This is a genomic window from Nocardia sp. NPDC127606 (assembly GCF_042671725.1).
Classification (GTDB): domain Bacteria; phylum Actinomycetota; class Actinomycetes; order Mycobacteriales; family Mycobacteriaceae; genus Nocardia.
Genome location: NZ_JBHXWQ010000005.1, coordinates 343,012 through 369,104, shown reverse-complemented (window position 1 = coordinate 369,104; position 26,093 = coordinate 343,012). Strand labels below are relative to the sequence as shown.

General features: G+C 65.2%; 23 protein-coding genes and 4 tRNA genes. 6 read left to right on the top strand and 21 right to left on the bottom strand.

Annotation, left to right across the window (positions count from 1 at the left end):
- Positions 1 to 22 precede the first annotated feature (22 nt).
- The gene (locus ACFVJ5_RS24105) at positions 23 to 706 is read left to right on the top strand and encodes a hypothetical protein (RefSeq protein WP_379223244.1); all 684 of its coding nucleotides are present in this window, start codon (positions 23 to 25) and stop codon (positions 704 to 706) included.
- 28 nt (positions 707 to 734) lie between these two features.
- Here ACFVJ5_RS24105 and ACFVJ5_RS24100 read toward each other — a convergent pair whose 3' ends face one another.
- Positions 735 to 1,265: a CGNR zinc finger domain-containing protein gene (locus ACFVJ5_RS24100; RefSeq protein WP_379223243.1), complete on the bottom strand. Its 531-nt coding sequence runs from the start codon at positions 1,263 to 1,265 to the stop codon at positions 735 to 737.
- Positions 1,266 to 1,303: 38 nt separating this feature from the next.
- On the opposite strand from ACFVJ5_RS24100, the gene ACFVJ5_RS24095 reads away from it, so the two are divergent.
- Positions 1,304 to 2,293 (top strand): DMT family transporter, encoded by a 990-nt coding sequence (locus ACFVJ5_RS24095; RefSeq protein ID WP_379223241.1) that lies wholly within the window; start codon positions 1,304 to 1,306, stop codon positions 2,291 to 2,293.
- 18 nt (positions 2,294 to 2,311) lie between these two features.
- On the opposite strand, the gene cynS is transcribed toward ACFVJ5_RS24095, so the two are convergent.
- On the bottom strand, positions 2,312 to 2,761 hold the full coding sequence (cynS, locus tag ACFVJ5_RS24090) for a cyanase (protein ID WP_379223239.1): 450 nt from the start codon (positions 2,759 to 2,761) through the stop codon (positions 2,312 to 2,314).
- A gap of 157 nt (positions 2,762 to 2,918) precedes the next feature.
- Here cynS and ACFVJ5_RS24085 point away from each other — a divergent pair, with 157 nt between their 5' ends.
- The gene (locus ACFVJ5_RS24085) at positions 2,919 to 3,758 is read left to right on the top strand and encodes a formate/nitrite transporter family protein (protein ID WP_379223237.1); all 840 of its coding nucleotides are present in this window, start codon (positions 2,919 to 2,921) and stop codon (positions 3,756 to 3,758) included.
- A 22-nt stretch (positions 3,759 to 3,780) separates the two neighbouring features.
- Here ACFVJ5_RS24085 and ACFVJ5_RS24080 read toward each other — a convergent pair whose 3' ends face one another.
- Complete coding sequence (locus ACFVJ5_RS24080) at positions 3,781 to 4,125, bottom strand: hypothetical protein (RefSeq protein WP_379223235.1); 345 nt, start codon at positions 4,123 to 4,125, stop codon at positions 3,781 to 3,783.
- 143 nt (positions 4,126 to 4,268) lie between these two features.
- On the opposite strand from ACFVJ5_RS24080, the gene ACFVJ5_RS24075 reads away from it, so the two are divergent.
- Positions 4,269 to 5,072 (top strand): hypothetical protein, encoded by an 804-nt coding sequence (locus tag ACFVJ5_RS24075; protein WP_379223233.1) that lies wholly within the window; start codon positions 4,269 to 4,271, stop codon positions 5,070 to 5,072.
- 55 nt (positions 5,073 to 5,127) lie between these two features.
- Here ACFVJ5_RS24075 and ACFVJ5_RS24070 read toward each other — a convergent pair whose 3' ends face one another.
- The 5 genes from ACFVJ5_RS24070 to rplJ all read right to left on the bottom strand — a co-directional run bounded on the left by ACFVJ5_RS24070 (position 5,128) and on the right by rplJ (position 15,655).
- A complete protein-coding gene (locus tag ACFVJ5_RS24070) occupies positions 5,128 to 9,081 on the bottom strand; it encodes a DNA-directed RNA polymerase subunit beta' (protein ID WP_379223231.1) in 3,954 nt (1,317 codons plus the stop codon).
- Between the two features lie 105 nt (positions 9,082 to 9,186).
- Positions 9,187 to 12,687: a DNA-directed RNA polymerase subunit beta gene (locus ACFVJ5_RS24065; protein WP_358060948.1), complete on the bottom strand. Its 3,501-nt coding sequence runs from the start codon at positions 12,685 to 12,687 to the stop codon at positions 9,187 to 9,189.
- Between the two features lie 644 nt (positions 12,688 to 13,331).
- The gene (locus ACFVJ5_RS24060) at positions 13,332 to 14,411 is read right to left on the bottom strand and encodes an ABC transporter ATP-binding protein (RefSeq protein ID WP_101465564.1); all 1,080 of its coding nucleotides are present in this window, start codon (positions 14,409 to 14,411) and stop codon (positions 13,332 to 13,334) included.
- A 231-nt stretch (positions 14,412 to 14,642) separates the two neighbouring features.
- Positions 14,643 to 15,029, bottom strand: a complete 387-nt coding sequence (rplL, locus tag ACFVJ5_RS24055) for a 50S ribosomal protein L7/L12 (RefSeq protein WP_056814330.1) — start codon at positions 15,027 to 15,029, stop codon at positions 14,643 to 14,645.
- A gap of 62 nt (positions 15,030 to 15,091) precedes the next feature.
- Positions 15,092 to 15,655, bottom strand: coding sequence for a 50S ribosomal protein L10 (gene rplJ, locus ACFVJ5_RS24050; protein WP_062988862.1), 564 nt, complete (start codon positions 15,653 to 15,655; stop codon positions 15,092 to 15,094).
- A gap of 414 nt (positions 15,656 to 16,069) precedes the next feature.
- On the opposite strand from rplJ, the gene ACFVJ5_RS24045 reads away from it, so the two are divergent.
- Complete coding sequence (locus ACFVJ5_RS24045) at positions 16,070 to 17,686, top strand: MFS transporter (protein WP_379223228.1); 1,617 nt, start codon at positions 16,070 to 16,072, stop codon at positions 17,684 to 17,686.
- Between the two features lie 40 nt (positions 17,687 to 17,726).
- Here ACFVJ5_RS24045 and ACFVJ5_RS24040 read toward each other — a convergent pair whose 3' ends face one another.
- The 11 genes from ACFVJ5_RS24040 to ACFVJ5_RS23990 form a co-directional block, all read right to left on the bottom strand.
- Positions 17,727 to 18,278: an NADPH-dependent FMN reductase gene (locus ACFVJ5_RS24040; RefSeq protein WP_379223226.1), complete on the bottom strand. Its 552-nt coding sequence runs from the start codon at positions 18,276 to 18,278 to the stop codon at positions 17,727 to 17,729.
- Between the two features lie 103 nt (positions 18,279 to 18,381).
- Positions 18,382 to 19,095, bottom strand: a complete 714-nt coding sequence (gene rplA / locus ACFVJ5_RS24035) for a 50S ribosomal protein L1 (protein WP_301903705.1) — start codon at positions 19,093 to 19,095, stop codon at positions 18,382 to 18,384.
- Between the two features lie 79 nt (positions 19,096 to 19,174).
- Positions 19,175 to 19,609: a 50S ribosomal protein L11 gene (gene rplK / locus ACFVJ5_RS24030; RefSeq protein ID WP_019049397.1), complete on the bottom strand. Its 435-nt coding sequence runs from the start codon at positions 19,607 to 19,609 to the stop codon at positions 19,175 to 19,177.
- A gap of 216 nt (positions 19,610 to 19,825) precedes the next feature.
- A complete protein-coding gene (gene nusG / locus ACFVJ5_RS24025; protein WP_379223409.1) occupies positions 19,826 to 20,644 on the bottom strand; it encodes a transcription termination/antitermination protein NusG in 819 nt (272 codons plus the stop codon).
- A gap of 112 nt (positions 20,645 to 20,756) precedes the next feature.
- Positions 20,757 to 21,137, bottom strand: a complete 381-nt coding sequence (gene secE / locus ACFVJ5_RS24020; protein WP_379223223.1) for a preprotein translocase subunit SecE — start codon at positions 21,135 to 21,137, stop codon at positions 20,757 to 20,759.
- A 31-nt stretch (positions 21,138 to 21,168) separates the two neighbouring features.
- A tRNA-Trp gene (locus ACFVJ5_RS24015) sits at positions 21,169 to 21,241 on the bottom strand.
- A gap of 194 nt (positions 21,242 to 21,435) precedes the next feature.
- Positions 21,436 to 22,509, bottom strand: coding sequence for a fused (3R)-hydroxyacyl-ACP dehydratase subunits HadA/HadB (locus tag ACFVJ5_RS24010; protein ID WP_379223407.1), 1,074 nt, complete (start codon positions 22,507 to 22,509; stop codon positions 21,436 to 21,438).
- A gap of 163 nt (positions 22,510 to 22,672) precedes the next feature.
- A complete protein-coding gene (gene rpmG, locus ACFVJ5_RS24005) occupies positions 22,673 to 22,843 on the bottom strand; it encodes a 50S ribosomal protein L33 (protein WP_056814348.1) in 171 nt (56 codons plus the stop codon).
- A 36-nt stretch (positions 22,844 to 22,879) separates the two neighbouring features.
- Positions 22,880 to 22,955, bottom strand: a tRNA-Met gene (locus ACFVJ5_RS24000).
- 59 nt (positions 22,956 to 23,014) lie between these two features.
- Positions 23,015 to 23,087 (bottom strand) — tRNA-Thr (locus ACFVJ5_RS23995).
- A 243-nt stretch (positions 23,088 to 23,330) separates the two neighbouring features.
- Positions 23,331 to 23,413 (bottom strand) — tRNA-Tyr (locus tag ACFVJ5_RS23990).
- A gap of 176 nt (positions 23,414 to 23,589) precedes the next feature.
- On the opposite strand from ACFVJ5_RS23990, the gene ACFVJ5_RS23985 reads away from it, so the two are divergent.
- Positions 23,590 to 24,081 (top strand): YajQ family cyclic di-GMP-binding protein, encoded by a 492-nt coding sequence (locus ACFVJ5_RS23985; RefSeq protein ID WP_056814350.1) that lies wholly within the window; start codon positions 23,590 to 23,592, stop codon positions 24,079 to 24,081.
- 68 nt (positions 24,082 to 24,149) lie between these two features.
- On the opposite strand, the gene htpX is transcribed toward ACFVJ5_RS23985, so the two are convergent.
- Together htpX and ACFVJ5_RS23975 are read right to left on the bottom strand one after the other, a co-directional pair.
- Positions 24,150 to 25,013: a zinc metalloprotease HtpX gene (gene htpX / locus ACFVJ5_RS23980; protein WP_379223221.1), complete on the bottom strand. Its 864-nt coding sequence runs from the start codon at positions 25,011 to 25,013 to the stop codon at positions 24,150 to 24,152.
- Between the two features lie 37 nt (positions 25,014 to 25,050).
- Entirely contained in the window at positions 25,051 to 26,073 is a 1,023-nt protein-coding gene (locus tag ACFVJ5_RS23975; protein WP_379223217.1) for a polyprenyl synthetase family protein, read from the bottom strand.
- Positions 26,074 to 26,093 lie beyond the last annotated feature (20 nt).

The following is a 26,093-nucleotide window of genomic DNA, read 5'->3' as shown; positions in this document are numbered from 1 at the left end:
AAGTCCGCACGGGTGGGTGGTGATGAGAGTGGTGTTCGACCCGCTGGCCGATATCGAACGCGCCCTGGCCGAACAGGCCGGGTGGACGTGGTTCGACGACTACCTGCTGTACACCTGCGGGGTGGCCGATCTGCTGGTGCGCGGCGAGGTGGGACTGATCCCGCACACGGCGACCAGGGTGCGGATCGAGCCCGGCGAGGTCGGCCTCGCCGAGGGGTCGGTCAACTGGTACACGTGGCGCTCGACCGGCAACGGGACTCGGAGCCGGGGCCCCGTCGCCGGTCCGGCCCCGATCGTCGCGGCCGCGCAGTTGGGCAATGCTGTCGTGAACCGGACCCGGCGCACACAGGCAGCGGCCGCCGCGCAACCACGCTGGGTGGCGGAACGGCCGGGGTCGGTGATGATCTCGGACCGGCGGCTCCACCTCACCAACCCCGACCGAGCGTTCTCGCTGTACTGGTCCGCGCTCGAGTCCATCGACCTCACCGCGCCGGATCGCGTCGGCTGCCGATTCCCCGACCGGGACGGCAAATTACAGCAGATCCAGATCCAAAGTCCCTGGGCGGTATTACTTTTCGTCACCGCCGCCCTGCGGCACTTCCCACATCACCCGCTGTTGAAGACCGGCACCTGGCTGCCCGCGAGATTCGAGGACAAGTGCCATCTGGCAGGCAAGAAGTGCCCGAAAGTGCGCACGCTGGGCTGATGTTCGGCCGAAACGGGCACGCTGACACTCAGCGTTGACGTGCGCGGTAGGCGGCGACGGCGTTGCGGTTGCCGCACGCGGTGCTGCAATAGCGGCGGGAACGGTTGCGGGACAGGTCGAGTACCAGTCCCGCGCAGTCCGCGTCGGCGCAGATCGAGAGCCTGCTCAGGTCGTCGGCGCGGATCAGGTCGATCATCGCCATCGCGGTTTCGACGGCGATGCGGACCGGGAGTGGAGCTTGCGGCGGGACCGCGTGCACGTGGTAGTCGACGTCGCCGTGGCGGACCAACTGCGGCACGGCGCGATGCTCGGCGAGCGTCTCGTTCACGAGCGTGACGGCGGCATCGCGGTCGCTGGTGAGCATCGCGCGCAGCGGCGCGCGCAGGGCCCGGACAGCCGACAGTTCGGCCGCGTCGCCGGTGTGCGCGCCCGTGTAGACGTGTCGTTCGAAGAACTCGGCGAGCTGGGCCGTCTCGGTCAGGGTGTCGGGGTCTTCGGCGGAATTGACCAGTTCGACCGCCGCCAGCAGGGCCGCCTCGGTGTCATGAGCAAAAACCACATTGACATATTACCGCAGGCTGCTTACCGTCATTAGTCATGGCGACTTTGACTCATGACAGCGCGATCCGGATGCGGTCCGGGCTGCTGCTCGCGCTGGCGTCGGCCACCTCGTTCGGGCTGTCCGGCCCACTCGCGCGCGGGCTGATGAACGCGGGCTGGAGCGCCGCCGCCGTGGTCGCCGCGCGCGTGCTGCTGGCCGGGGTGGTTCTCGTGCCGCTCGCACTCCCCCACCTGAGGGGAAACTGGAAACTGCTGCGCGCCAACGCGAATCTCATCGTCGCGTACGGCTTGGTCGCCGTGGCGGGCACCCAGCTCGCCTACTTCAACGCCGTCGCGCACATGGAGGTCGGCGCCGCGCTGCTGATCGAATACACGGCGCCGATCGCCGTGGTCGGCTGGTTGTGGGTGCGCCACCGGCAACAGCCCGGCGCGGCCACCATCGCAGGCGCGGTCCTCGGCATCACCGGACTGCTGCTCGTCCTCGATGTGGCCTCGGGCCTGTCGACCGACCCGATCGGCATCGCCTGGGCCCTGGCCGCGATGGTCGGCGCCGCGGCCTATTTCGTCCTCTCCGCCCAGGGCGGCGACCTCCCCGGCACCGTCCTGGCCTGCGGCGGCCTCCTGATCGGCGGCCTCACCCTGATCGTGGCGGGCGCCCTCGGCATCGTCCCCCTGCACGCCACCACCCACCGGGTCGTCTTCGCCGACTTCACCACCCCCTGGTGGATCCCGATCCTCGTCATCGGCATCGTCACCGCCGCCATCGCCTACGTCACCGGCATCGCCGCCACCCGCCGCCTCGGCTCCCGCCTGGCCTCCTTCGTAGCCCTCACCGAAGTCCTGGCCGCCCTGATCTTCGCCTGGATCCTCCTCGCCGAAGCCCCCCGCCCCATCCAACTCCTCGGCGGCGCTTTGATCCTCACCGGAGTCGTCGCCGTCCGCCTCGGCGAGCCCACCTCACACGCGCTCGGCGACCCCGAGACACCGGCAGACACCCCGACGGCTCGGTCGAAGCAAGGATCCTGACCGACGACAGAACCCGAGTCACCAGCGGTAGTCGAGGAATTTGCCGTCCAGGGTGATGACGACGCGGTCGCCGTCGGGGTGCGGGCGGCGGGCTATGTCGATGTTGAAGTTGATGGCGCTCATGATGCCGTCGCCGAATTCCTCGTGGATGAGTTCCTTGAGGGCGGGGCCGTAGACCGAGACGGCTTCGACGAGGCGGTAGATGGTGGGGTCGGACAGTTTTGCCGGGTCGGCGCCGCGGGAGGGCTGTAGGCGCAGGCTTTCGGCGACGGTGTCGTCGAGGCCGAGCAGGGCGCAGACGGCGGCGGCCTGTTCCTCGGTCATCGGGTGCTGGCCGAGGAGGGCCGCTGTCGTCCAGACCAAGGGTGTGCCGAGCGATTCCGCGATGCCTGCCCACGTGAGGCCCTTGCGGATGCGGGCGGCGACGATGAGGTCGGCGGCGGCAGTCTTGCTCAGGATCGGTTGCATGCGGGCTCCTAGGTCGGGGTTGCCGCCAGCCTGCCATCCACAACCACCCCCACGCCATAGTGGAATACCACTATTTACGCGAGGGCAACCTCCGGTGATCGCGCGGCAATCTCGACAGCGAAAACTCCTGCGCTAGAAGCACTACGAAGGGGTTTCCATGTCCTATCTCACACCGGCGGCCTTCGTCGAGAAGATGATCGACGCGGGCGAGGCCAAAGCGTTCATGTCCACCCGCGACACCGTGATCCGTGCCTATATGGCGGGCGCGATCCTCGCCCTCGCAGCCGCCTTCGCGGTGACCATCACTGTGAACACCGGCGAACCATTACTCGGAGCCGTGCTCTTCCCGGTCGGGTTCTGCATGCTCTACCTACTCGGATTCGATTTGCTCACCGGCGTTTTCACGCTGGTTCCGCTGGCCCTGATCGACAAGCGTCGCGGTGTCACCGTGCGCGCGATGCTGCGCAACTGGGGGCTGGTATTCGTCGGCAATTTCGCCGGTGCGTTCACCGTGGCGGCGATGATGGCGATCATCCTCACCATGGGCTTCTCCGTCGACCCCAGCGTCGTCGGCGAAAAGCTGGGCGAGATCGGCGAATCGAGGACGCTGGGCTACGCCGAACACGGCGCCGCGGGCATGCTCACCCTGTTCATCCGCGCCGTACTGTGCAACTGGATGGTCTCCACCGGCGTCGTCGCCGCGATGATGTCGACCTCGGTGTCGGGCAAGGTGATCGCGATGTGGATGCCGATCATGCTCTTCTTCTACATGGGCTTCGAACACTCCATCGTCAACATGTTCCTCTTCCCCTCGGGTCTACTGCTGGGCGGCGAGTTCTCGATCGGCGACTACCTGATCTGGAACGAAATCCCCACCGTTGCAGGAAACCTCGTCGGGGGCCTCACCTTCGTCGGCCTCACCCTCTACGCCACCCACGCCCGCACCGCCCCGTCACGCCGGCAGTCCGCACCCACAGAATCCGTTGTGGCGGAATGAAGTTCGCCGAGAAGGCGAGCAGCTACCGGTCGCGGTACTCCGCTTCTGCGATCTTCAGCTCCGTACCCGGCATCGTGATCGTCAGGAGGGCGGTGTCCGGATTCCAGGTGGCTGCGACGTCGCCTGCCGGGTAGGGAATGTCGTAGAACAAGCCGCGATTGGGCGCGATTCCGACATGGATCATGTACTCGGTGGCCAACAGCCCTGGCGTTGTTCGGTGGTACACGCAGTACGACCTGCCAGGGTCCGGGCGGCAGCTGACTACTACCTGATCCGACATCACGCTGGTAGCGACTCGATAGGTGGTGAACGCCGACGCCAGCACACCGATCACCGCGAGCACGACCACGACTATCCGAGACTTCACGCAGGCGACTGTACGCAGAAAACGGCCCCCGCTCTCGAAAGAGCGGGGGCCGAAATCTGTCTAGCCAACCACGCGCGAGCGGTTCTACGATGCGGGCGAGGCCGCTAGTCTGAATGACCCCCTATGCAGCAACAATCCAGGCGGTGAAGGTGCACGATCCGATGGCAGATGTCGAACGGGCGTTGGCCGCGCAGGTCGGCTGGAATTGGGTCGACGACCACCTGCTGTATGCCTGCGAGATGCTGTCGCGGCTGCGCGCGGGCGGCATGGCGGCGCTGGAGCCGTACCCGACGTCGATCGTGATGGAGGAGCAGGAGACCTGCTTCGGTGAAGGCCAGGGCATGTGGGCGGCGTTTCGTAGTCCTGCGCTGCCGCCGCCACCGCCGGCAACAATTGTCCCATCGGTGGTCGCAGCCGTCTCGCCGTCAACTCCAGTTTTTGTTCCACCACGCGGCAGCTCGCGCCGCGATATCCAGCGAGCACGCACGGCAGCCAATGCCGCAGCCTTCAACGCAAGACAACGAAGCGAGCGTATGGCGGTTCAGATGGTTCAGGCGGCGGCCGAGGCCGCACGCGTGGCAAACGCCGCAGCAGCAGCGGCCCGCGAACAGGCGGCGCTGCCACGCTGGATATCGGAGCCGAGCGGCCGCATCACCCTCACGAATCGTCGAATCCACCTCGCCAACCAACATCGCTCGTCCCCGATCCCGCTCACAGCGTTGGAGCACATCGAGTTGACCCAACCCGACCGGCTGCGAATCCGATTCACCGAAGCGACCACATCGCACTACCTCGAATTGGCGACACCGTGGGCGGCCCCGGCGTTCCTTGTCGCCAGCCAGGCGAGATTCCCCCATCACCCGCAACTGATCAGCGGTTCCTGGTTACCTCACGGCTTCGAGGAACGCTGTCATATCGCGGGTAAATCCTGCCGGCGAGTGCGCTGACCTGGACACGACGAACGCCCCGCTCCAACCCGGAGCGGGGCGTTCGGATTACTGCTTAGCGGTAGTCGCTGAAGCCGTAGTCGTCCAGCGGCACTGCTGCGCCGGTGGAGGAGCCGAAGCTGTCCGGGGAGTAGTAGGTGTCGTCGTAGGACGGCACCGCGTACGCCGCGGCACGGGCTTCTTCGGTCGGCTGCACCTGGATGTTGCGGTAACGGTTGATACCGGTACCGGCCGGGATGAGCTTACCGATGATCACGTTCTCCTTCAGGCCGATCAGCTTGTCGGAGCGGCAGTTGATGGCCGCGTCCGTCAGCACTCGGGTGGTCTCCTGGAAGGAAGCCGCCGACAGCCACGAATCGGTGGCCAGCGACGCCTTGGTGATACCCATCAGCACGGGACGGCCCGAGGCCGGCTCGCGGCCTTCGGCCACCACACGACGGTTCGAGTTCTCGAACTCGGCGCGCTCGGTGAGCGAGCCGGGCAGGAACTCGGTCGCACCCGAATCGATGATCGTCACACGACGCAGCATCTGGCGAACGATGACCTCGATGTGCTTGTCGTGGATCGACACACCCTGCGAGCGGTAGACCTCCTGGACCTCGTGGACCAGGTGGACCTGCACCTGACGGGGACCCATCACGCGCAGCACCTCGTGCGGATCGGCAGCGCCCTCGAGCAGCTGCTGACCCACCTCCACGTGGTCACCGTCGGCCAGCAGACGCTCGGAGCCGTCGTCGTGCTTGAAGACACGCAGACGCTGACGCTTCGAGAGCTTGTCGTAGACGACTTCCTCGGACCCGTCATCAGGGATGATCGTGATCTTGTAGAAGCGGTCGTCGTCCTCGAGCCGCACCCGACCCGAGACCTCCGCGATCGGCGCCTTGCCCTTGGGGACACGGGCCTCGAAGAGCTCCTGAACACGCGGCAGACCACCGGTGATGTCGTCGCCGGCGACGCCACCCTGGTGGAAGGTACGCATGGTCAGCTGGGTACCGGGCTCACCGATGGACTGGGCCGCGACGATGCCGACGGCCTCGCCGATATCGACCAGCTTGCCGGTGGCCATCGAACGGCCGTAGCAGGTGGCACAGACGCCGGTGCCGGTGGTGCAGGTCAGCACGGAGCGGACCTTCACCTCGGTGATACCGGCCGCGAGCAGCGCGTCGAGCGCGGGGTCGCCGAGGTCGGCGCCCTTCGCCACGATGACATTGCCCTTGGCATCCACCGCGTCGGACGCGAGCGTCCGGGCGTAGGTGGAGGTCTCGACGTGCGCGTCACGGATGATCGTGCCGTCGGCCAGCTTCTCCGCGATCGGCACCAGGATGCCGCGCTCGGTGCCACAGTCCTCTTCGCGGACGATGACGTCCTGCGACACGTCCACCAGACGACGGGTCAGGTAACCCGAGTCGGCGGTACGAAGCGCCGTATCGGCCAGACCCTTACGAGCACCGTGGGTGTTGATGAAGTACTCGAGCACGGTCAGGCCCTCACGGAACGAGGACTTGATCGGGCGCGGGATGAACTCACCCTTCGGGTTCGTCACCAGGCCCTTCATACCCGCGAGGGTACGGGTCTGGGTGAAGTTACCCGTGGCGCCGGAGTCGACGATCGTGATGATCGGGTTGTCCGGCGGGTAGTGGGTCCGCAGCGCGGCGCCCACTTCCTCGGTGGCTTCCTGCCAGATCTTGACCAGGGCGTTGTTGCGCTCGGAGTGATCGAGCGCGCCACGCTGGTACTTCTTCTCGATCAGGTCCGCCATCGACTCGTAGCGTTCCATGATCTCGGGCTTCTCCGGCGGAACGAGCACGTCCGACATGGAGACGGTGACACCCGAACGCGTGGCCCAGTAGAAACCGGCGTCCTTGAGCTTGTCGACGGTCTGCGCGACGACGATCATCGGGTAACGCTCGGCCAGATCGTTGATGATCGTGGCCTGACGCTTCTTCGGCATCGGCTCGTTGATGAACGCGTAGTCCGCCGGAAGCAGATCGTTGAAGATCACGCGACCCAGCGTGGTTTCGGCCAGCCAGGCCTCGCCGCGCTTCCAGCCGTCCGGGAACAGCTCGTTCTCGATGTCGCGCGGCGGGCGCTGCTCGGTCAGTCGCACCTTGATGGTGGACCGCACGGTCAGCTCGCCACGATCGACCGCCATCTGTGCCTCGGCGGGCGAGGAGTACACGCCGTACTCCGGCACATCCTTGGCGGCGGCCTTGTAGGTGCCGACACCGTTCTCGTCGAGACGGGTCAGGTAGAACAGGCCCGTCACCATGTCCAGACGAGGCATCGCCAGCGGGCGACCCGACGCCGGGGACAGGATGTTGTTCGACGACAGCATCAGGATGCGTGCCTCGGCCTGCGCCTCCGCGGACAGCGGAAGGTGCACGGCCATCTGGTCACCGTCGAAGTCGGCGTTGAACGCCTCACAGACGAGCGGGTGCAGCTGAATGGCCTTGCCTTCGACCAGCTGGGGCTCGAAGGCCTGGATGCCGAGGCGGTGCAGGGTGGGCGCGCGGTTCAGCAGCACGGGGTGCTCGGCGATGACCTCTTCGAGGACATCCCACACCTGTGCGCGCTGACGCTCGACCATCCGCTTGGCGGACTTGATGTTCTGCGCGTGGTTCAGGTCGACCAGACGCTTCATGACGAACGGCTTGAACAGCTCGAGCGCCATCAGCTTCGGCAGACCACACTGGTGCAGCTTGAGCTGCGGGCCGACCACGATGACCGAACGGCCCGAGTAGTCGACGCGCTTGCCGAGCAGGTTCTGACGGAAACGACCCTGCTTGCCCTTGAGCAGATCGCTCAGGGACTTCAGCGGGCGGTTACCCGGTCCGGTGACCGGACGGCCACGACGGCCGTTGTCGAACAGTGCGTCGACCGACTCCTGCAGCATCCGCTTCTCGTTGTTCACGATGATCTCGGGCGCACCCAGATCGATCAGTCGCTTCAAACGGTTGTTGCGGTTGATCACGCGGCGGTACAGGTCGTTCAGGTCGGAGGTGGCGAAACGGCCACCGTCGAGCTGAACCATCGGACGCAGCTCCGGCGGGATCACCGGGACAGCGTCGAGCACCATGCCCATGGGCGAGTTGCCGTTGGTCTGGAAGGCCGCGACGACCTTCAGACGCTTGAGCGCGCGCAGCTTCTTCTGACCCTTGCCGGAGCGAATGGTCTCGCGCAGGCTCTCGGCCTCGGCGTTGATGTCGAAGTTCTCCATCAGCTTCTGGATGGACTCCGCACCCATGGCGCCGGTGAAGTACTCGCCGTAGCGGTCGACGAGCTCGCGGTAGAGCACCTCGTCGACGATGAGCTGCTTGACCGACAGCTTGGTGAAGGTCGTCCAGATCTCGTCGAGGCGGTCCAGCTCACGCTGCGAGCGGTCGCGCAGCTGACGCATTTCGCGCTCGCCGCCGTCCTTGACCTTGCGACGCACGTCGGACTTGGCACCCTCGGCTTCCAGCTCGGCCAGGTCGGCTTCAAGCTTCTGCGCGCGGGCCTCGAGGTCGGCGTCGCGCTGATCGGCGACAGCCTTCTTCTCGACCTCCATCTCGGCTTCGAGCGTGGAGAGCTCGTTGTGACGCAGCTCCTCGTCGACACCGACGATGACGTAGGCGGCGAAGTAGATGATCTTCTCGAGATCCTTCGGCGCCAGGTCGAGCAGGTAACCCAAGCGCGACGGAACGCCCTTGAAGTACCAGATGTGAGTAACCGGAGCGGCCAGCTCGATGTGGCCCATCCGCTCACGACGCACCTTGGCGCGAGTCACCTCGACGCCACAGCGCTCACAGATGATGCCCTTGAAGCGGACACGCTTGTACTTGCCGCAGTAGCACTCCCAGTCCCGGGTGGGACCGAAGATCTTCTCGCAGAAGAGCCCGTCCTTCTCCGGCTTGAGCGTGCGGTAGTTGATGGTCTCCGGCTTCTTCACCTCGCCGAAAGACCACTGGCGGATGTCATCGGCGGAGGCAAGGCCGATCCGGAGTTCATCGAAGAAGTTGACGTCTAGCACGTAACTTCCTTTCCCCTATTCGGGTCGAATTCGAGCAAAAGTTCACTAGTTGTCGAGCGCGGTGCGCGGTGCGATCGCTTCCACAGCGACCGCACCGCTTACCACCTAGTTCGCCAGATCGTCGATGGTGGCGGCTTCGTTCCTGGACAGGTTGATGCCCAGGTTCGCGGCCGCGCGCTCCAGATCCTCGTCTTCGCCGCCGCCCATCTCGATCGCGGCGCCGTCCGAAGACAGCACCTCGACGTTGAGGCACAGTGACTGGAGTTCCTTGAGGAGCACCTTGAACGACTCCGGAATGCCCGGCTCCGGAATGTTCTCGCCCTTGACGATGGCCTCGTAGACCTTCACGCGGCCGACCACGTCGTCGGACTTGATGGTCAGGAGTTCCTGCAGCGTGTACGCCGCGCCGTAGGCCTGCATGGCCCAGCACTCCATCTCACCGAATCGCTGACCACCGAACTGCGCCTTACCACCCAGCGGCTGCTGCGTGATCATCGAGTACGGACCGGTCGAACGGGCGTGGATCTTGTCGTCGACCAGGTGGTGCAGCTTCAGGATGTACATGTAACCGACCGCGACCGGGTACGGGAACGGCTCACCCGAACGACCGTCGAACAGTGTCGACTTGCCGTCGGCGTTGACCATCCGCTCACCGTCACGGTTGGGCAGGGTCGAGCCGAGCAGACCGGTCAGCTCGTCATCCTTGGCACCGTCGAAGACGGGCGTGGCGATGTTCGAGTCGGCCGGCGCCGCCAGCATCTCCTCGGGCAGCGTCGCCGCCCACTCGGGACGGGTGCCGTCCGCGGCCACGTCGATATTCCAGCCGGCCTTACCGATCCACCCGAGATGGGTTTCCAGGATCTGGCCGATGTTCATACGACGGGGCACACCGTGGGTGTTCAGGATGATGTCGACCGGCGTGCCGTCGGGCATGAACGGCATGTCCTCGATGGGGAGGATCTTGCCGATGACGCCCTTGTTGCCGTGGCGACCGGCGAGCTTGTCGCCGTCCTGGATCTTGCGCTTCTGGGCCACGTAGACGCGGACCAGCTCGTTCACACCGGGAGGCAGATCGTCGTCGTCTTCGCGCGAGAACACGCGAATGCCGATGACCTTGCCGGACTCACCGTGGGGCACCTTGAGCGAGGTGTCGCGCACTTCGCGAGCCTTCTCACCGAAGATGGCACGCAGCAGACGCTCTTCCGGGGTGAGCTCGGTCTCGCCCTTGGGCGTGACCTTGCCGACCAGGATGTCGCCGTCGCGGACCTCGGCACCGATGCGGATGATGCCGCGCTCGTCGAGGTCGGCGAGGACCTCGTCGGAGACGTTCGGGATGTCGCGAGTGATCTCCTCGGCACCGAGCTTGGTGTCGCGGGCATCGATCTCGTGCTCTTCGATGTGGATCGAGGTGAGAACGTCCTCTTCCACGAGGCGCTGCGACAGGATGATCGCGTCCTCGTAGTTGTGGCCTTCCCACGGCATGATCGCGACGAGCAAGTTCTTGCCCAGCGCCATCTCACCGTTCTCGGTGCAGGGGCCGTCCGCGAGGACCTGCCCCTTCTCCACCCGATCGCCCTCGTCCACGATCGGACGCTGGTTCGAGCAGGTGCCCTGGTTCGACCGGTTGAACTTGCGCATCCGGTAGGACTTGCGGCTGCCGTCGTCGGCCATCACGGTGACGTAATCGGCCGAGACCTCTTCGACAACACCGGGCTTCTCGTTCACGACGACGTCACCGGCGTCGACGGCTGCGCGCAGCTCCATGCCGGTACCCACGATCGGGGACTCGGAACGGATCAGCGGCACGGCCTGACGCTGCATGTTCGCACCCATGAGGGCACGGTTGGCATCGTCGTGCTCGAGGAACGGGATCATGGCCGTCGCGACCGACACCATCTGGCGCGGCGAGATGTCCATGAAGTCGACCTGAGCCGGCGTCACGAACTCGACCTCTTCGCCCGCACGGCGGACGAGGACCTTCTCCTCGAGGAAGCGACCCTCGGCGTCGACCGGGGAGTTGGCCTGCGCGCGAACGTAGCGGTCTTCCTCGTCGGCGGTCAGGTACTTGACCTCGTCGGTGACCTTGCCGTCGACAACCTTCTGGTACGGCGTCTCGATGAAGCCGAACGGGTTGACCCGCGCGTACACCGACAGCGAACCGATCAGGCCGATGTTCGGGCCTTCCGGGGTCTCGATCGGGCACATGCGGCCGTAGTGCGACGGGTGGACGTCACGAACTTCCAGACCGGCACGCTCACGGGACAGACCACCGGGGCCCAGCGCCGACAGGCGGCGCTTGTGGGTCAGACCCGACAGCGGGTTGTTCTGGTCCATGAACTGCGACAGCTGCGAAGTTCCGAAGAACTCCTTGATCGCCGCGACCACCGGACGGATGTTGATCAGGGTCTGCGGCGTGATCGCCTCGACGTCCTGAGTCGTCATCCGCTCACGAACGACACGCTCCATGCGGGACAGGCCCACGCGGATCTGGTTCTGGATGAGCTCGCCGACGGTGCGCAGACGACGGTTACCGAAGTGGTCGATGTCGTCGATCTCGACGGGGACCTCTTCACCGCCGGGGGCGGTCATCGTGCGGTCACCGGCGTGCAGACGCACCAGGTACTCGATGGTGTCGACGATGTCTTCCTTGGTGAGAACCGAGGAGGTCACCGGCTCGTGCACGTGGATGCCGAGCTTCTTGTTGATCTTGTAGCGACCGACGCGGGCCAGGTCGTAGCGCTTCTCCTTGAAGAACAGGTTCTCCAGCAGAGTCTGCGCGGACTCCTTGGTCGGCGGCTCGCCCGGACGCAGCTTGCGGTAGATGTCGAGCAGCGCCTCGTCCTGGCCGGGCGTGCTGTCCTTCTCCAGGGTGGACATCATGATCTCGGAGAAGCCGAAACGCTCGACGATCTCCTCGGTCGTCCAACCCAGCGCCTTGAGCAGCACGGTGACCGGCTGACGACGCTTGCGGTCGATACGGACACCGACGGTGTCGCGCTTGTCGACGTCGAACTCCAGCCACGCGCCGCGCGACGGGATCACGCGCACGCTGTGCAGGTCCTTCTCGGTGGTCTTGTCGATGTTGTGATCGAAGTAGACGCCCGGGGAACGGACCAGCTGGGAGACGACGACACGCTCGGTGCCGTTGATGATGAAGGTGCCCTTGTCGGTCATCATGGGGAAATCGCCCATGAACACCGTCTGGCTCTTGATCTCGCCGGTGTTGTTGTTGATGAACTCCGCGGTGACGAACAACGGCGCCGCGTAGGTCATGTCCTTCTCTTTGCACTCATCGATGGAGGCCTTGACCTCTTCGAAGCGCGGATCAGAGAACGACAGGGACATGGACCCGGAGAAGTCCTCGATCGGCGAGAGCTCTTCGAGCACCTCCTCGAGGCCGCCTGCGAGACCGACGTCGCCGCGAGCGGCTGCCTTCTCGCGCCAGTCGGGTGTACCGACCAACCAGGCGAACGAGTCCGTTTGTAGGTCGAGAAGTCCGGGCACCTCCAAGGGCTCTCGGATCTTCGCGAACGAAACCCTCAACGGGGCTCCGGGGATACCAGCCTTGGTCTGGGTGGAGACTGCCAAGATGCGTCCTTCCAGCACCTCACGCGCGTCGCGTGGTGGTCCGCGACCGTCGCTTGTCTGCTACGAATTCCGCTGGTTACAGCCCGAACGAAACCAGAACAAGCAGCAGCGGAAGTAACACCGGAAGGGTGGAACTTTCGAGTGCGAATCAAGGTGTGGACAGGAGGCAGCCAGCGCAACGTCCAAACTTACACCCCTAGACAAGGGAGTGTCAACATACCATCCGTGTGACCGCACGCACGGGATAACGCGCCGAAGCCCTGGACGCTGGCCGCGTCGGGTTCCTTCACCGCTGCGCGCCCCGCCGCCGACTCCCCCGAGCCGACTGCTCACTGCGCGCTGAGCCCTCTATTCAACTGGCGCCGACCCCTGTCAGCTGGTGCTGGGCCGAATTCTCGCTGGCGCTGATGCCCCTTAACAGCACAGGCTGCTGTGAATAGGGTGACGGTTTGCGGGCCCCTCGTCAAGTGGCGCGCGAAGGTCTGTTCGCGATGCGAGATCGCCTGGCGCGCTGGGGATCCCCCACCCGGCGCCGCGGTCATTTTACTCGCGACACGCCGTGTGCGCCAGCCGGCTGACGGCCGGTCAGCAGCTGTTTTCCGTCCTGTCACACAGAAGAGCCCCGGCCGTAGGCCGGGGCTCATCCGAGGCGTAAAAGTCGCTCAGCCGTTGAGCTGGCCGTGCGGAACCGTCTTGAACGTTTCGGTGGGCTGATCGCTGCCGCCGTAGGCAGCCATCACCTGAGTGTCATCGGAGGAATCCAGCGACTCGCGGATCGCCACCTGTGCCGCGTGCGGCAGGGTGTGGATGATCTCGCGCACGCGCGCCTGGCGGCGGAACACGGCCTGACGGGCCGGCATGCCGGGCTCGGCCTTCATCTGCGGGATGATGCCGTCGATCTCCTCGGCGCCACCGTGGTGGTGACCGGCGTCGACGAGCGCCTGCTCGCGCGCCATCTGCGCCTCGTCCTTCTCCTCCGACATACCGATCGGGCCGATCATGCGGCCGTTGAGGAACTGCTTGACCACCGGCTCCTCGCTGGTGAGCAGCACCTCACGGGGGCCGAACATCACCAGGTTGCGGCGGAAGAGCATGCCGATGTTGTCCGGCACCGTACGGGCCAGGTTGATGTTGTGCGTCACGATCAGGATCGTGGCGTCGATCTGCGCGTTGATGTTGAGCAGCAGCTGTGCCAGGTACGAGGTACGCACCGGGTCGAGGCCCGAGTCGGGCTCGTCGACGAGGATGATCTGCGGGTCGAGGACCAGCGCGCGGGCCAGACCGGCGCGCTTGCGCATACCACCGGAGATCTCGCCGGGCAGCTTGCCCTCGGCGCCGAGCAGACCGGTCAGCTCGAGCTTCTCCATGACCACGCGGCGGATCTCGGATTCCGACTTCTTCGTGTGCTCACGAAGCGGGAACGCGATGTTGTCGTACAAATTCATCGAGCCGAACAGCGCGCCGTCCTGGAAAAGGACGCCGAACAGTTTGCGGATCTCGTAGAGCTCCTTGTTGGAGCAGGTCATGATGTCGGTGCCATCGATGAAGATCGACCCGCGCTCGGGCCGCAGCAGACCGATGAGCGACTTCAGGAACACCGACTTACCCGTACCCGATGGGCCGAGCAATGCACTGACCTCACCCGAAGGGAGCGTGATCGACACGTCCTGCCAAATTCGCTGTGAACCGAAGGATTTGGTTACACCCTCGGTCCTGACCTCGACGCCCACTGCTACCTCCATTGATCCCTGCGAGCACCCCACCCGCGTTCCCGCGCGCTCACATCACGGCGGTGCGCTACGACTCTGTGGGTCCGGTCACTGTAACCCATCAGTGAGACGGGGCACACCCCTACATGACTGAAGAGTAACCTGGCGCGGCTACTACGACCCGGATCACTTTCGCATGTCCGGACAAATAGCAAACGGGCGGCCCGAAAAGGACCGCCCGTTCACAACAGCACTGGTTCCGAATTACTTGACGGAAACCTTGGCGCCGGCCTCTTCGAGCTTCGCCTTGGCGGCCTCGGCGGCATCCTTGGCGACCTTCTCCAGGATCGGCTTCGGGGCGCCCTCGACCAGGTCCTTGGCTTCCTTCAGGCCCAGGCCCGAGACGATCTCACGGACCACCTTGATGACCTGGATCTTCTTGTCGCCGGCACCCTCGAGGATGACGTCGAACTCGTCCTGCTCTTCGGCGGCGTCGGCCGGCGCAGCAGCGCCACCGGCGGCGGCGACCGCGACGGGGGCGGCGGCGGTGACGTCGAAGGTCTCTTCGAAGACCTTGACGAACTCAGCGAGCTCGAGCAGGGTCAGCTCCTTGAAGGCGCCGATCAGTTCTTCGGTGCTCAGCTTTGCCATGGTGGTTCCTTTCGTGGTGTACCTCGCAGCGCATACGCACCCCGAGGCGGGTAATAGATGTCTTATTCGGCGTCAGCCGCGGGTGCTTCTTCGGCAGCAGGAGCGCCTTCGGCACTCGTGCGCTTCTCGAGCAGCGCCTGGGCGAGCCGGGCGACCTGCGAAGCGGGAGCGGCGAACAGGGCGGCAGCCTGCGAAGGCTTGGCCTTGAACGCACCGGCCAGCTTGGCCAGCAGCACCTCGCGCGAATCGAGGTCGGCGATACGCTCGACCTCGGACACGGACAGCGCGCGGCCGTCCATGTATCCGCCCTTGATGACCAGGGACTTGTTGTCCTTGGCGAACTGCTTGAGCGCCTTGGCGGCATCGACCGGCTCACCCTGGATGAAGGTGATGGCGGTCGGGCCGACGAACAGCTCGTCGAGACCCGCCACACCGGCTTCGCCGGCAGCGATCTTGACCAGGGTGTTCTTGGCGACGGAGTACGTGGCGTCGGCGCCGAGCGCACGACGCAGCTCGGTGAGCTTGCCGACCGACAGGCCACGGTATTCCGTGACAACAGTGGCCGTGGAGTTCTTGAACTGCTCCGCGATCTCCGCGACAGCGGTGACCTTTTCAGGTTTCGCCATACTTCGCCTCCTCTCTGATGTCGGTTTCGTTGGTGCACTACCGAATCAGGGGCCGGCGACAAAACGAACGCCCCGGACGCAAGGCGTACCGGGGCGCAAAATATCTTCGGCCTCAGCTCTCCCTGCGTGGGTCGCCGGCAATGTCGCCGGACCTTCGATCGACACCGTGAAATTCGGCATCAACGACCAACGGTCTTCGGTAGAACGAATGGGTGTGGCCTTCCGGATGTATGCACATCCCGCATGACCGTTGACCACTGTACCCGCACCTCCCCCCATCTGCCAAAACGGGTGTCCCCCGGTCCGATTCGGCCGGTTTCCTGTGACGCAGACCACTTCGGACAGTCAATGTGGCAGTGATCCTACCGAGAAGGTGTTACGCAGGGTGACAGTAATCTGATTCACTCCAATGCTATGGCAACCTCCATAGTCGCTCCATCAGTGCTGCTGGACCGGCGTTCGCAGCGGTTTCTCGCGCTCGCCGTCATCTGTCTGGCCGAATTGCTGGTGGTGCTCGACAACACCATCGTCAATGTCGCCCTTCCCTCGATCGGCGTCCAACTACGGACCGGAGTCTCCGGTCTGCAATGGGTCGTCGACGCCTACACCCTCACCTTCGCCGGTCTGCTGCTGGCGGCGGGCAACCTCGGCGACCGCTACGGCCGCCGCCGGATCATGACCATCGGCCTCGTCGGCATCGCGGTGATGTCGGTCGGCGGCGCCCTCGCCGAGACGATGACCCAGGTCATCGTCGCCAGAGCCGCGATGGGCATTTTCGCCGCCGCGGTCTTCCCGGCCACCCTCGCCCTGATCATCAATATCTTCACCGACCGGCGCGAACGCGCGCTGGCCATCGCCGCGTGGACCGCGATGGCCGGGTTCGCGATCGCCATCGGCCCGATCTCCGGCGGCTGGCTGCTCGAACATTTCAGCTGGCATTCGGTGTTCTGGATCAACGTGCCGGTGGCGCTGGTCGCGCTGGTCGCGACGCTGATCTGGGTGCCCGAATCACGCGCCGCCCACATCGGCTCACTCGATCTGGTCGGTATCGTGCTCTCGATCGCCGGGATCACGCTGCTGGTGTGGTCGATCATCGAGGCACCGCACAACGGCTGGCTCTCGCTCACCACACTGTGCACCGCGGCGCTCGGCACCGTTCTGCTCGCCGCCTTCGTCACCTGGGAATTGCGCACTGCCGCACCGATTCTCGATATGCGGTTGTTCCGCAACCGCCGATTCTCGTTGCCCGCGCTGGCAATCGCCATCGGCTACTTCTCGATGTTCGGTTTCCTGTTCCTGATCACCCAGTATTTCCAGGGCGTGCGCGAATACACCCCGCTCGAATTCGGCATCGCCTCATTGCCGTTCGCCTTCTCGGTCGCCATCGGCGCACCGGTCGCGACGTTGCTGGCGCAACGAGTCGGCACCACCGCGGTGCTGGTGATCGGCCTGCTACTCATCGGTGCGGGTCTCTACCTCGGCGGACAGGTCACCGTCGACAGCAGCTACCTGATCGGCGTGCTGCCCTCGATGGTGTTGATGGCACTGGGCCTGGGCATCGTGCAGGGACCTGCCACCGAATCGATCATGTCCTCGCTGCCACTGAACGAGGCGGGGGCGGGCTCGGCCGTCAACGACACGACCCGCGAGATCGGCGGCACGCTCGGTGTCGCGGTGCTCGGCTCGATCGTGGCCTCGTACTACACCAGCCGGATCGGCGCACGCATCGACGCCATCCCGGCGGGCATCATGAACGACAACGAGAAGAGCCTGGTCAAGGCCAGTCCGCTCAGCGTGCTGGAACTGCGCAAACGCGAGCTCGCGCCGTTCTTCGAGACCCAACGCGAGAACCTGATCGTCGCCATGAAGGCCGCTACGCTCCAGGGCGCCCACGCCGCGTCCCTGGTCGCCACCGTCGCGGTGCTCGTCTGCGCGGTGATCGTGGCGATCTTCCTGCCGTGGCGGCCGCATGACGGAGAGTCCGTACTGCTCGCCTGGCGCGACACCGAGGACGCCGAAACGAAGAACTGACCGAAACGCGCACCGGGCCATCGTGCCCGGTGCGCGCACGTCACACTCCGATTCGACGCAGATGCGCAGCCAGTTCGACCAGCGCGATCGACGCGTTCGGCGCAAACTCCCGATCCGCGACCAGACCGTTCTCGTCGACATCGGCGCCGAGCACCGGCACCCGCAGACACGCCCGCTCGACGACATCGGCGCCGACGTAACCGAGCACCGTGGACAGGGTGTCCAGCGCACCCTCGCCGCGACCCGGTTGGGCCACCGACAGCCAGGCCACCGGCTTCTCGTACAGGTCCGCCGTACCGACAGTCCAGTCGAGCAGGTTCTTCAAGCTGCCGGGCAGCGTCCCCGCGTATTCGGGGGTGCAGATGAGCACCGCGTCCGCCGTGGCGAGCTCGGCGCGGAGGTCGACCACCGCGGGATAGTCGTCCGGATCGTCGCCGGGAACGAAAGCGGGCAGGTCACGCAGGCCGCCGTAGAGATCGGCGCGCATCCCGGTGAGCGCGAGCCCGGCCACGGTACGGAGGGCGGCGGTATTGGTCGATCCGGCTCTGGTGCTACCGGAGATCAGCAGAATCCTGGTCACACCTGTGCGCAACCGGGATGCCGTAGCGAATAGTCCCCCGAAAAACCTCGAGGGTGGGAACGCGAATGCGTTCCCACCCTCGAGTTGCTCTCAGGAGCTAGCTGTCAGCCGAAGCTCACGCATCCTCGTCGAGGAGGTTGCGGGTGCGGTTCGGGTCCACCGGGATGCCCGGTCCGGTGTTCGTCGAAACCGTGATCTTCTTGACGTAGCGACCCTTGGCGGTCGACGGCTTCACACGCAGGATCTCGTCCAGCGCGGCGCCGTAGTTCTCCACCAGCTTGGCGTCGTCGAAGGACGCCTTGCCGATGACGAAGTGCAGGTTGGCCTGCTTGTCGACGCGGAAGTTGATCTTGCCGCCCTTGATCTCGTTGACGGCCTTGGTCACATCGTTGGTGACGGTGCCCGTCTTCGGGTTCGGCATCAGACCACGCGGGCCGAGGACACGCGCGATGCGGCCGACCTTGGCCATCTGATCCGGGGTGGCGATCGCGGCGTCGAAGTCGAGCCAGCCGCCCTGGATCCGCTCGATCAGGTCCTCGGCGCCCACGGCGTCGGCGCCTGCGGCCTCGGCCTCGGAAGCCTTCTCGCCCGCGGCGAACACGATGACGCGGGCAGTCTTACCGGTGCCGTGCGGCAGGTTGACGGTGCCACGGACCATCTGGTCGGCCTTGCGGGGATCGACGCCGAGACGGACGGCGACCTCGACGGTCGCGTCGGTCTTGGTGGTCGCGGTCTCCTTCGCCAGGCGCGCGGCGGCCAGCGGGGAGTACAGGTTGTCGCGATCGACCTTCTCAGCAGCGGCGAGGTACGCCTTGCTTCGTTTTGCCATGATTTTCTGTCCTTAAAGTTTCGAGTTCAGATGTGGTTGTCGGGCCTGGCCGGCCCTCCCACATGAGAGCGAGATTCGCTCAGCCTTCGACGGTGATACCCATCGAACGCGCGGTACCGGCGATGATCTTCGCGGCCTGATCGAGATCAGTGGCGTTGAGATCCTCGGCCTTGGTCTTGGCGATCTCCCGGACCTGGTCCATGGTGACCTTCGCGACCTTGGTCTTGTGCGGCTCAGCGGAGCCCTTCTGCACACCGGCGGCCTTGAGCAGCAGACGAGCGGCAGGCGGGGTCTTCAGCTTGAAGTCGAACGTCCGGTCCTCGTACACCGAGATCTCGACCGGAATGACGTTGCCACGCTGCGACTCGGTCGCGGCGTTGTACGCCTTGCAGAACTCCATGATGTTGACGCCGTGCTGACCGAGCGCGGGGCCGACCGGCGGTGCCGGGTTGGCTGCGCCGGCCTGGATCTGCAGCTTGATGATCCCGGCGAGCTTCTTCTTCTTGGGGGGCATCTTTCTTCCTTGGCTTTCTGGGGTTCGGTTCCTTACGGTTGCCGTAAGCCTCGTATCCGCGCACGACTAGGCCCCGACAGGTACTGCGGGGAAGTCAGAACACGAACCATCACACTCTACCGGACCTGCCACACGACCCAGCAATCGGGTGGCGACCAGCACAAACACCAACGGCACCGCCGGTGAGCGGTGCCGTTGACGCGAGTGTGGAAAATCCTAGATCTTGGAGACCTGGGTGAAGTTCAGCTCGACCGGGGTCTCACGACCGAAGATCGACACGAGCACCTTGAGCTTCTGCTGCTCGGCGTTGACCTCGGAGATCGAGGCGGGCAGCGTCGCGAAGGGGCCGTCCATAACGGTGACCGACTCGCCGACCTCGAAGTCGACCTCGATGGTGGGCTTGCCCGACGCCGCGCTACCGGCATCCGAACCACCGGCGGCGGCCGCGGCGGCCTTCTTCTGCGCCTGCGCACCGGCCGGAACCAGGAACTTCACGACCTCGTTGATGGTCAGCGGGGTCGGCTTGGCGCCGGGGCCACCGCCGGTCATACCGACGAAACCGGTGACGCCGGGGGTGTTGCGCACCGCGCCCCACGACTCGTTGTTCAGTTCCATCCGGACCAGGATGTAGCCCGGCAACACCTTGCGGTTGACGTTCTTCTTCTGGCCGTTCTTGATCTCGGTGACCTCTTCGGTCGGCACCTCGACCTGGAAGATGTAGTCCTCGAGACCGAGGTTCTGCACACGGGTCTCGAGGTTGGTCTTGACCTTGTTCTCGTAGCCCGCGTAGGAGTGCACGACGTACCAGTCGCCGGGCACGCGGCGCAGCTTGGTCTTCATCGACTCGATCGGGTCGGCCTCGGGGTCGTCCTCGGTGGCGACTTCTTCGATCACGGCTTCGTCGACGACCTCGTCGGCAGCGGCTTCGTCGGCATCGGCGAGCTCGGCGGCCTCGACCTCGTCGGTGGCGGTTTCCGCCACGACAGCGTCGTCAACCGGGAACTCGTCGTTGGTGTCGTTCTCCGGGGTGCTCACTGAGGCACTCGCTTCCTGTGTCGTCACGTACATCCTCTGGGCCGGGTCGGGTGCGCGGAGGCACACTCCGCCGTTCCGACCCGCGATCGGCTACCGGCGTGGGTGTCGGCGATCAGCCGAACAGCCAGTCGACACCCTTGACGAACGCCACGTCGATCCCGGCGATGAACGCGACCATGAAGACCACGAACACCAGAACGACGGCCGTATAGGTGACCATCTGCTTCCGGTTGGGCCAGATCACCTTGCGCAGTTCCGCGATAACCTCTCGCAGGAACTTGAGCAGCCGCTTGAACGGGTTGCCCGTCTTTGCCTTACCGGCGGTCTTGTCTGCCTTGCGCGAGGCCGACGGCCGATCGAGCGTGGCCACCGATCCGTTGTCTGCCGGAGCATCCGACGCGCGCACACGACGAGCAGACCGCTTGCCACTCGGTCGAGTGGCAGCGGCGGTGTCCTCGCCGTCTTCGCCGCGAGTATCCCGCTCGTCGCTCACGTCGATCCTCTCTCGTCGCTGGCATTCAGGGCAGGGGCGACAGGACTTGAACCTGCAACCTGCGGTTTTGGAGACCGCTGCTCTGCCAATTGAGCTACGCCCCTTCGGTTGGACCAGCCTGAGCTGTAGTGCCCAACCACATTCGATATTCGGTTGTCTCCAGTGTCACACAACACGCGCGCCGCTTCCATGAGGAGATAACCCCTCGGGAAGATCAGCGCGCAGCATCTCGTGACCCCAGAGACCCGACTATACGTCACCGCGCGCGGTTATCGCCAATCCGGGACACCCGACCAGGTCAGGACAGCTGAACGGTTGCCGTGGCGCGGCCGAAGATCTTTTTGCCCGCCGACTTCGCCGTGATGGCGACAACGGCGGTCCGGGTCTGCGGATCGACCGATTTCACCTTGCCGGTGTATTCGACCTCCGCCGGGATGTCGGAACCGACGTAGACCGGGCTGGTGAAGCGGACGTTGTACTCCTTCACCGCGCCGGGATCGCCCAGCCACGAGGTGACGAAACCGCCGCCGAGACCCATCGTGAGCATGCCGTGCGCGACCACGTTGTCCAGGCCGACCAGCTTCACGACCTCGTCGCTCCAGTGGATCGGGTTCGCGTCGCCGGACACGCCCGCGTAGTTGACGAGGTCGCCACGGGTGAGTCGCGCCACGCGGGCCGGCAGCTCGTCGCCGACCGACACACTGTCGAAGGACAGGGCGTGCACGCTGACCGTCGGCTCCGGCTGCTTGGTGATCGGGTCCGCGGCGATCCCGATGGACAGTTCGGCCGGCGCGTGGTGGGCGGGCTCCTCCTCACCGAGTCCGTGCATCAGCACGTTGCGGACCGCGTTCGACATCTGGGGATCGATGTCGCCGCCGCTGCGGCCGATCAGGGTGGTGTAGGTGGTGAGCACCAGTTCGTCGTCCTGGGCGGTGACGATGTTCTTGGTCACGATGATGTCGCCACCGAAGGCCTGCCGGAAAGAATGCAGATACACATCGCAGGTCAACTGGTCGCCGACCCGAATCGGGCGGTGGAATTCCAGGATCTGATCGGTCTGCATGATCTGGCTCAGGTCGTAGCCGGTCACGATCTGTTCGAACAGCTTGCGCTGGGCGAGGATGCCGACCAGGGAGATGAAGGTGAGCGGGGCGAGCAGGCCCTGGTGGCCGTACTCGCGCGCGATGTCTTCCTCCCAGTGCACCGGGTGGTAATCCTGCACCGCACGGGCGTATTCGCGCACCTTTTCGCGGCCGACCTCGTAGTAGTCGTCGACGCGGTAGTGGTGGCCGACCATCGATGCCGCGTGGGCGGCGGGATCGAAGGATTCGGCGGCTGCGGCAGGGACCGCTTCGTGAGTTCCGGTGTTCACTGTCACAACGTGGACCTTACTCACTCGTAAGACACCACCGAAGTCGACCGGTGTAAAACGTGATGCGTCCGAGTACTGTATCGGCCCCGAACTTTCCATGAACTTCCCGGGAAAAGCACAAAGGCCGGACTCTCGTCCGGCCTTCGGCAGATGCTTCTGAAAACTAGCGCGACTCGCGGTGCGCCCGGTGAGTTCCGCAGTTCGGGCAGAACTTCTTCAGCTCGAGGCGATCCGGGTCGTTACGCCGGTTCTTCTTGGTGATGTAGTTGCGGTGCTTGCACTCGTCGCAGGCCAAGGTGATCTTTGGCCGGACATCGGTGGACTTCGCGGCCACGATTTGCCTTCTTTCCGGTCTGGGCTGAGTTGAAATTGGTAGCGATGGCCGGACTTGAACCGGCGACACAACGATTATGAGTCGTTTGCTCTACCAACTGAGCTACACCGCCACGGCGGACTAATATCCCGATGATGCCGCGGTAAGCCGCTCACCACCGGCAATCCGGCGAGCCCCCTAACGGAATCGAACCGTTGACCTTTTCCTTACCATGGAAACGCTCTACCGACTGAGCTAAGGGGGCATGACAACGTGGCACAGAGTCTGTATCGGCAAGCCGATCAGCGTGACCCCGTGCTCCGGCGTCCTGAACGAGATTACACACTCCCCGGCCAGAGCACCAAATCGGCAGCTCAAAGGGCATTTTCACGGGGTTCAGCCCCGCTGGTTCCGACCTGCTCACATCGAGGCTACCCGGATCCGCGCGGGAACAACCCGCAGAACCAAGGAACCCCCGCCGATCTTCATGATCGACGGGGGTTCGATGTGGCAGATGTAGGATTCGAACCTACGTAGGCATAAGCCGACGGATTTACAGTCCGCTCCCATTGGCCGCTCGGGCAATCTGCCGTGTGCGCCGTTTCCGGTGCGCTGAGCAGCTTACAACGTACTCACCCGGACTATCAAAACGCCTGCACAGACCCCCTGCGAGCACCGGTCGTCCCCCGATGCGGGTACAACTGTCTCGGTGGCCGGCACATCCCGGCCCCGAAGTTCGCCGGACCTTCACAGGACAGGAGCGCAGTGTGGCTGATTCGTCATTCGACGTCGTGAGCAAGGTCGATCGACAGGAGGTCGACAACGCTCTGCATCAGGCGGAGAAGGAGCTGAACTCGCGCTACGACTTCAAGGGCACCGATGCGTCGATCGCGTGGTCGGGCGAGGAGGCCATCGTGCTGACCGCCAATGCCGAGGAGCGGGTGCAGGCGGCGCTCGACGTGTTCAAGGAGAAGCTGATCCGGCGCGACATCTCGCTGAAGGCGTTCGACGCAGGCGAGGCACAGCCGTCGGGCAAGGTGTTCAAGATCACCGGCACGCTGGTGCAGGGTATCGACACCGAGAAGGCGAAGAAGATCTCGAAGAAGATCCGCGACGAGGGCCCCAAGGGCGTGAAGGCGCAGATCCAGGGTGAGGAGCTGCGGGTCAGCAGCAAGAAGCGTGATGATCTGCAGGAAGTGATCTCGCTGCTCAAGGGCGAGGACTTCGGTATCGCCCTGCAGTTCGTCAACTACCGGTAGGTCCGGTGTGGCGGCACTCAGTGGTGGTGAGTGCCGCCTGGAATGATGCGAATGGCGGAGGACGGCGCTCAGTACTGGGTGTTGTCTCCGGCCATCTCCTCCAGACGCTTGATTCGCTCGTCCATCGGGGGGTGGGTGGAGTACCAGCGGGCGACGCGGTCGCCCGCGCGGAACGGGTTGGCGATCATCAGATGCGATTCGCTGGTGATCTTGGGGTCGGGCGGAAGCGGGGCCGCCTGGACGCCGCGTTCGATCTTGCGCAGGGCCGAGGCCAGGGCCAGCGGGTCGCCGGTGAGCTCGGCGCCGGACTGATCGGCCTGGTACTCCCGCGATCGTGAGACCGCCATCTTGATCAGGCCCGCCGCGATCGGCCCGAGCAGCGAGACCAGCAGCACGCCGATGATGTTCGGTCCGTTGCCGTCTCTGTTGCCGAACGAGCTCGCGAAGAACGCCATATTCGCCAGACCGGTGATGACCGAGGCCATCGCGCCCGCCACCGACGAGATCAGGATGTCGCGGTTGTAGACGTGGGACAGCTCGTGGCCGAGCACCGCGCGCAGCTCGCGTTCGTCGAGCAATTGCAGGATGCCGCTGGTACAGCAGACCGCGGCGTGGCGCGGATTACGGCCGGTCGCGAACGCGTTGGGGGCGCTGGTCGGGCTGATGTAGAGCCGCGGCATCGGCTGGCGCGCCGTGGTCGCGAGTTCGCGCACGATCCGGTACATGACCGGCGCCTCCAGTTCGCTCACCGGTTGCGCGTGCATCGCCTTCAACGCCAGCTTGTCGCTGTTGAAGTAGGCGTAGGCGTTCATGCCGACGGCCAGCACGATCGAGATGACCAGGATCGTCGGGCTGCGGAACATCGCCCCGATGGCGACGATCAACGCCGACATCCCCACCATCAAACCGAACGTTTTGATCCCATTGGGCATGAAGGAGAAACGCGAATCTCGCCCTGAAAGTTCCTCCTCAGCCGACCCGCTCGATGGTGTAGCGGACCAGCCGGGTGAGGGCGTCGTTGGCGGGCCCCGCGGGCAGCGCGGCGAGTTCGGTATCGGCGAGGTCGGCGTATTCGGCCAGCTTTTCCTTGGCCAGCGCCATGCCGGGCGAGCAGCGCAGCAGTTCCAGTGCCTCGTCGACCTCGGCGTCGGTTTCCAGCGGGCGCGCCAGCAGGGTGCGCAGGCGGTCGCCGTCGGCGCCGGTCTCGCGCAGGGCGTAGAGCACCGGCAGGGTGTGCACGCCCTCGCGCAGGTCGGTGCCCGGCGTCTTGCCCGACTGCTCGGCCGAGGACGAGATATCGATGATGTCGTCGGAGATCTGGAACGCGGTGCCGACCGCGTCGCCGAGGCGGGCCAGGCGTTCCACGTGCTCGAGACCCGCGCCGGAGAAGGTGCCGCCGAAGCGGCCCGCGGCGGCGATCAGCGAGCCGGTCTTCTCCCACACCACGCGCAGGTAGTGCTCGACGGGGTCCTGGGTCTGCTTGGCGCCCATGGTTTCCCGCATCTGGCCCGTGACCAGCTCGGCGAAGGTCTCGGCGATGATGCGGACCGCGTCGGGGCCGAGGGTGGAGGTCAGGCGCGAAGCGTGGGCGAACAGGTAGTCGCCTGCCAGGATCGCGATGTTGTTACCCCACCGCGAGTTGACGCTCTCCGCGCCGCGACGCTGGGTCGCCTCGTCCATGACGTCGTCGTGATAGAGCGTCGCGAGGTGCACCAGTTCGACGACCGTGCCCGCGGTGATCAGCGCCGGGTCGGTCGGATTCGGTCCGAGCTGGCCGGTGAGCACGGTGAACAGCGGCCGGAACCGCTTGCCGCCCGCCCTGGCCAGGTGCAGCGCCGCCTCCTGGAGAAAATCCTCACCGTCGGAGAGTTCGTCGACGAGCAGTTTCTCGACCGCGGCCAGTCCGTCGCGCACGGTGACGGCGAGTTCGGGATCGACGAGATCTACCCCGGCAACCACGGTGCTTTCGTCGCTCACAGCCGATGTACTCATTATCTTCTCCCAGCGATGCG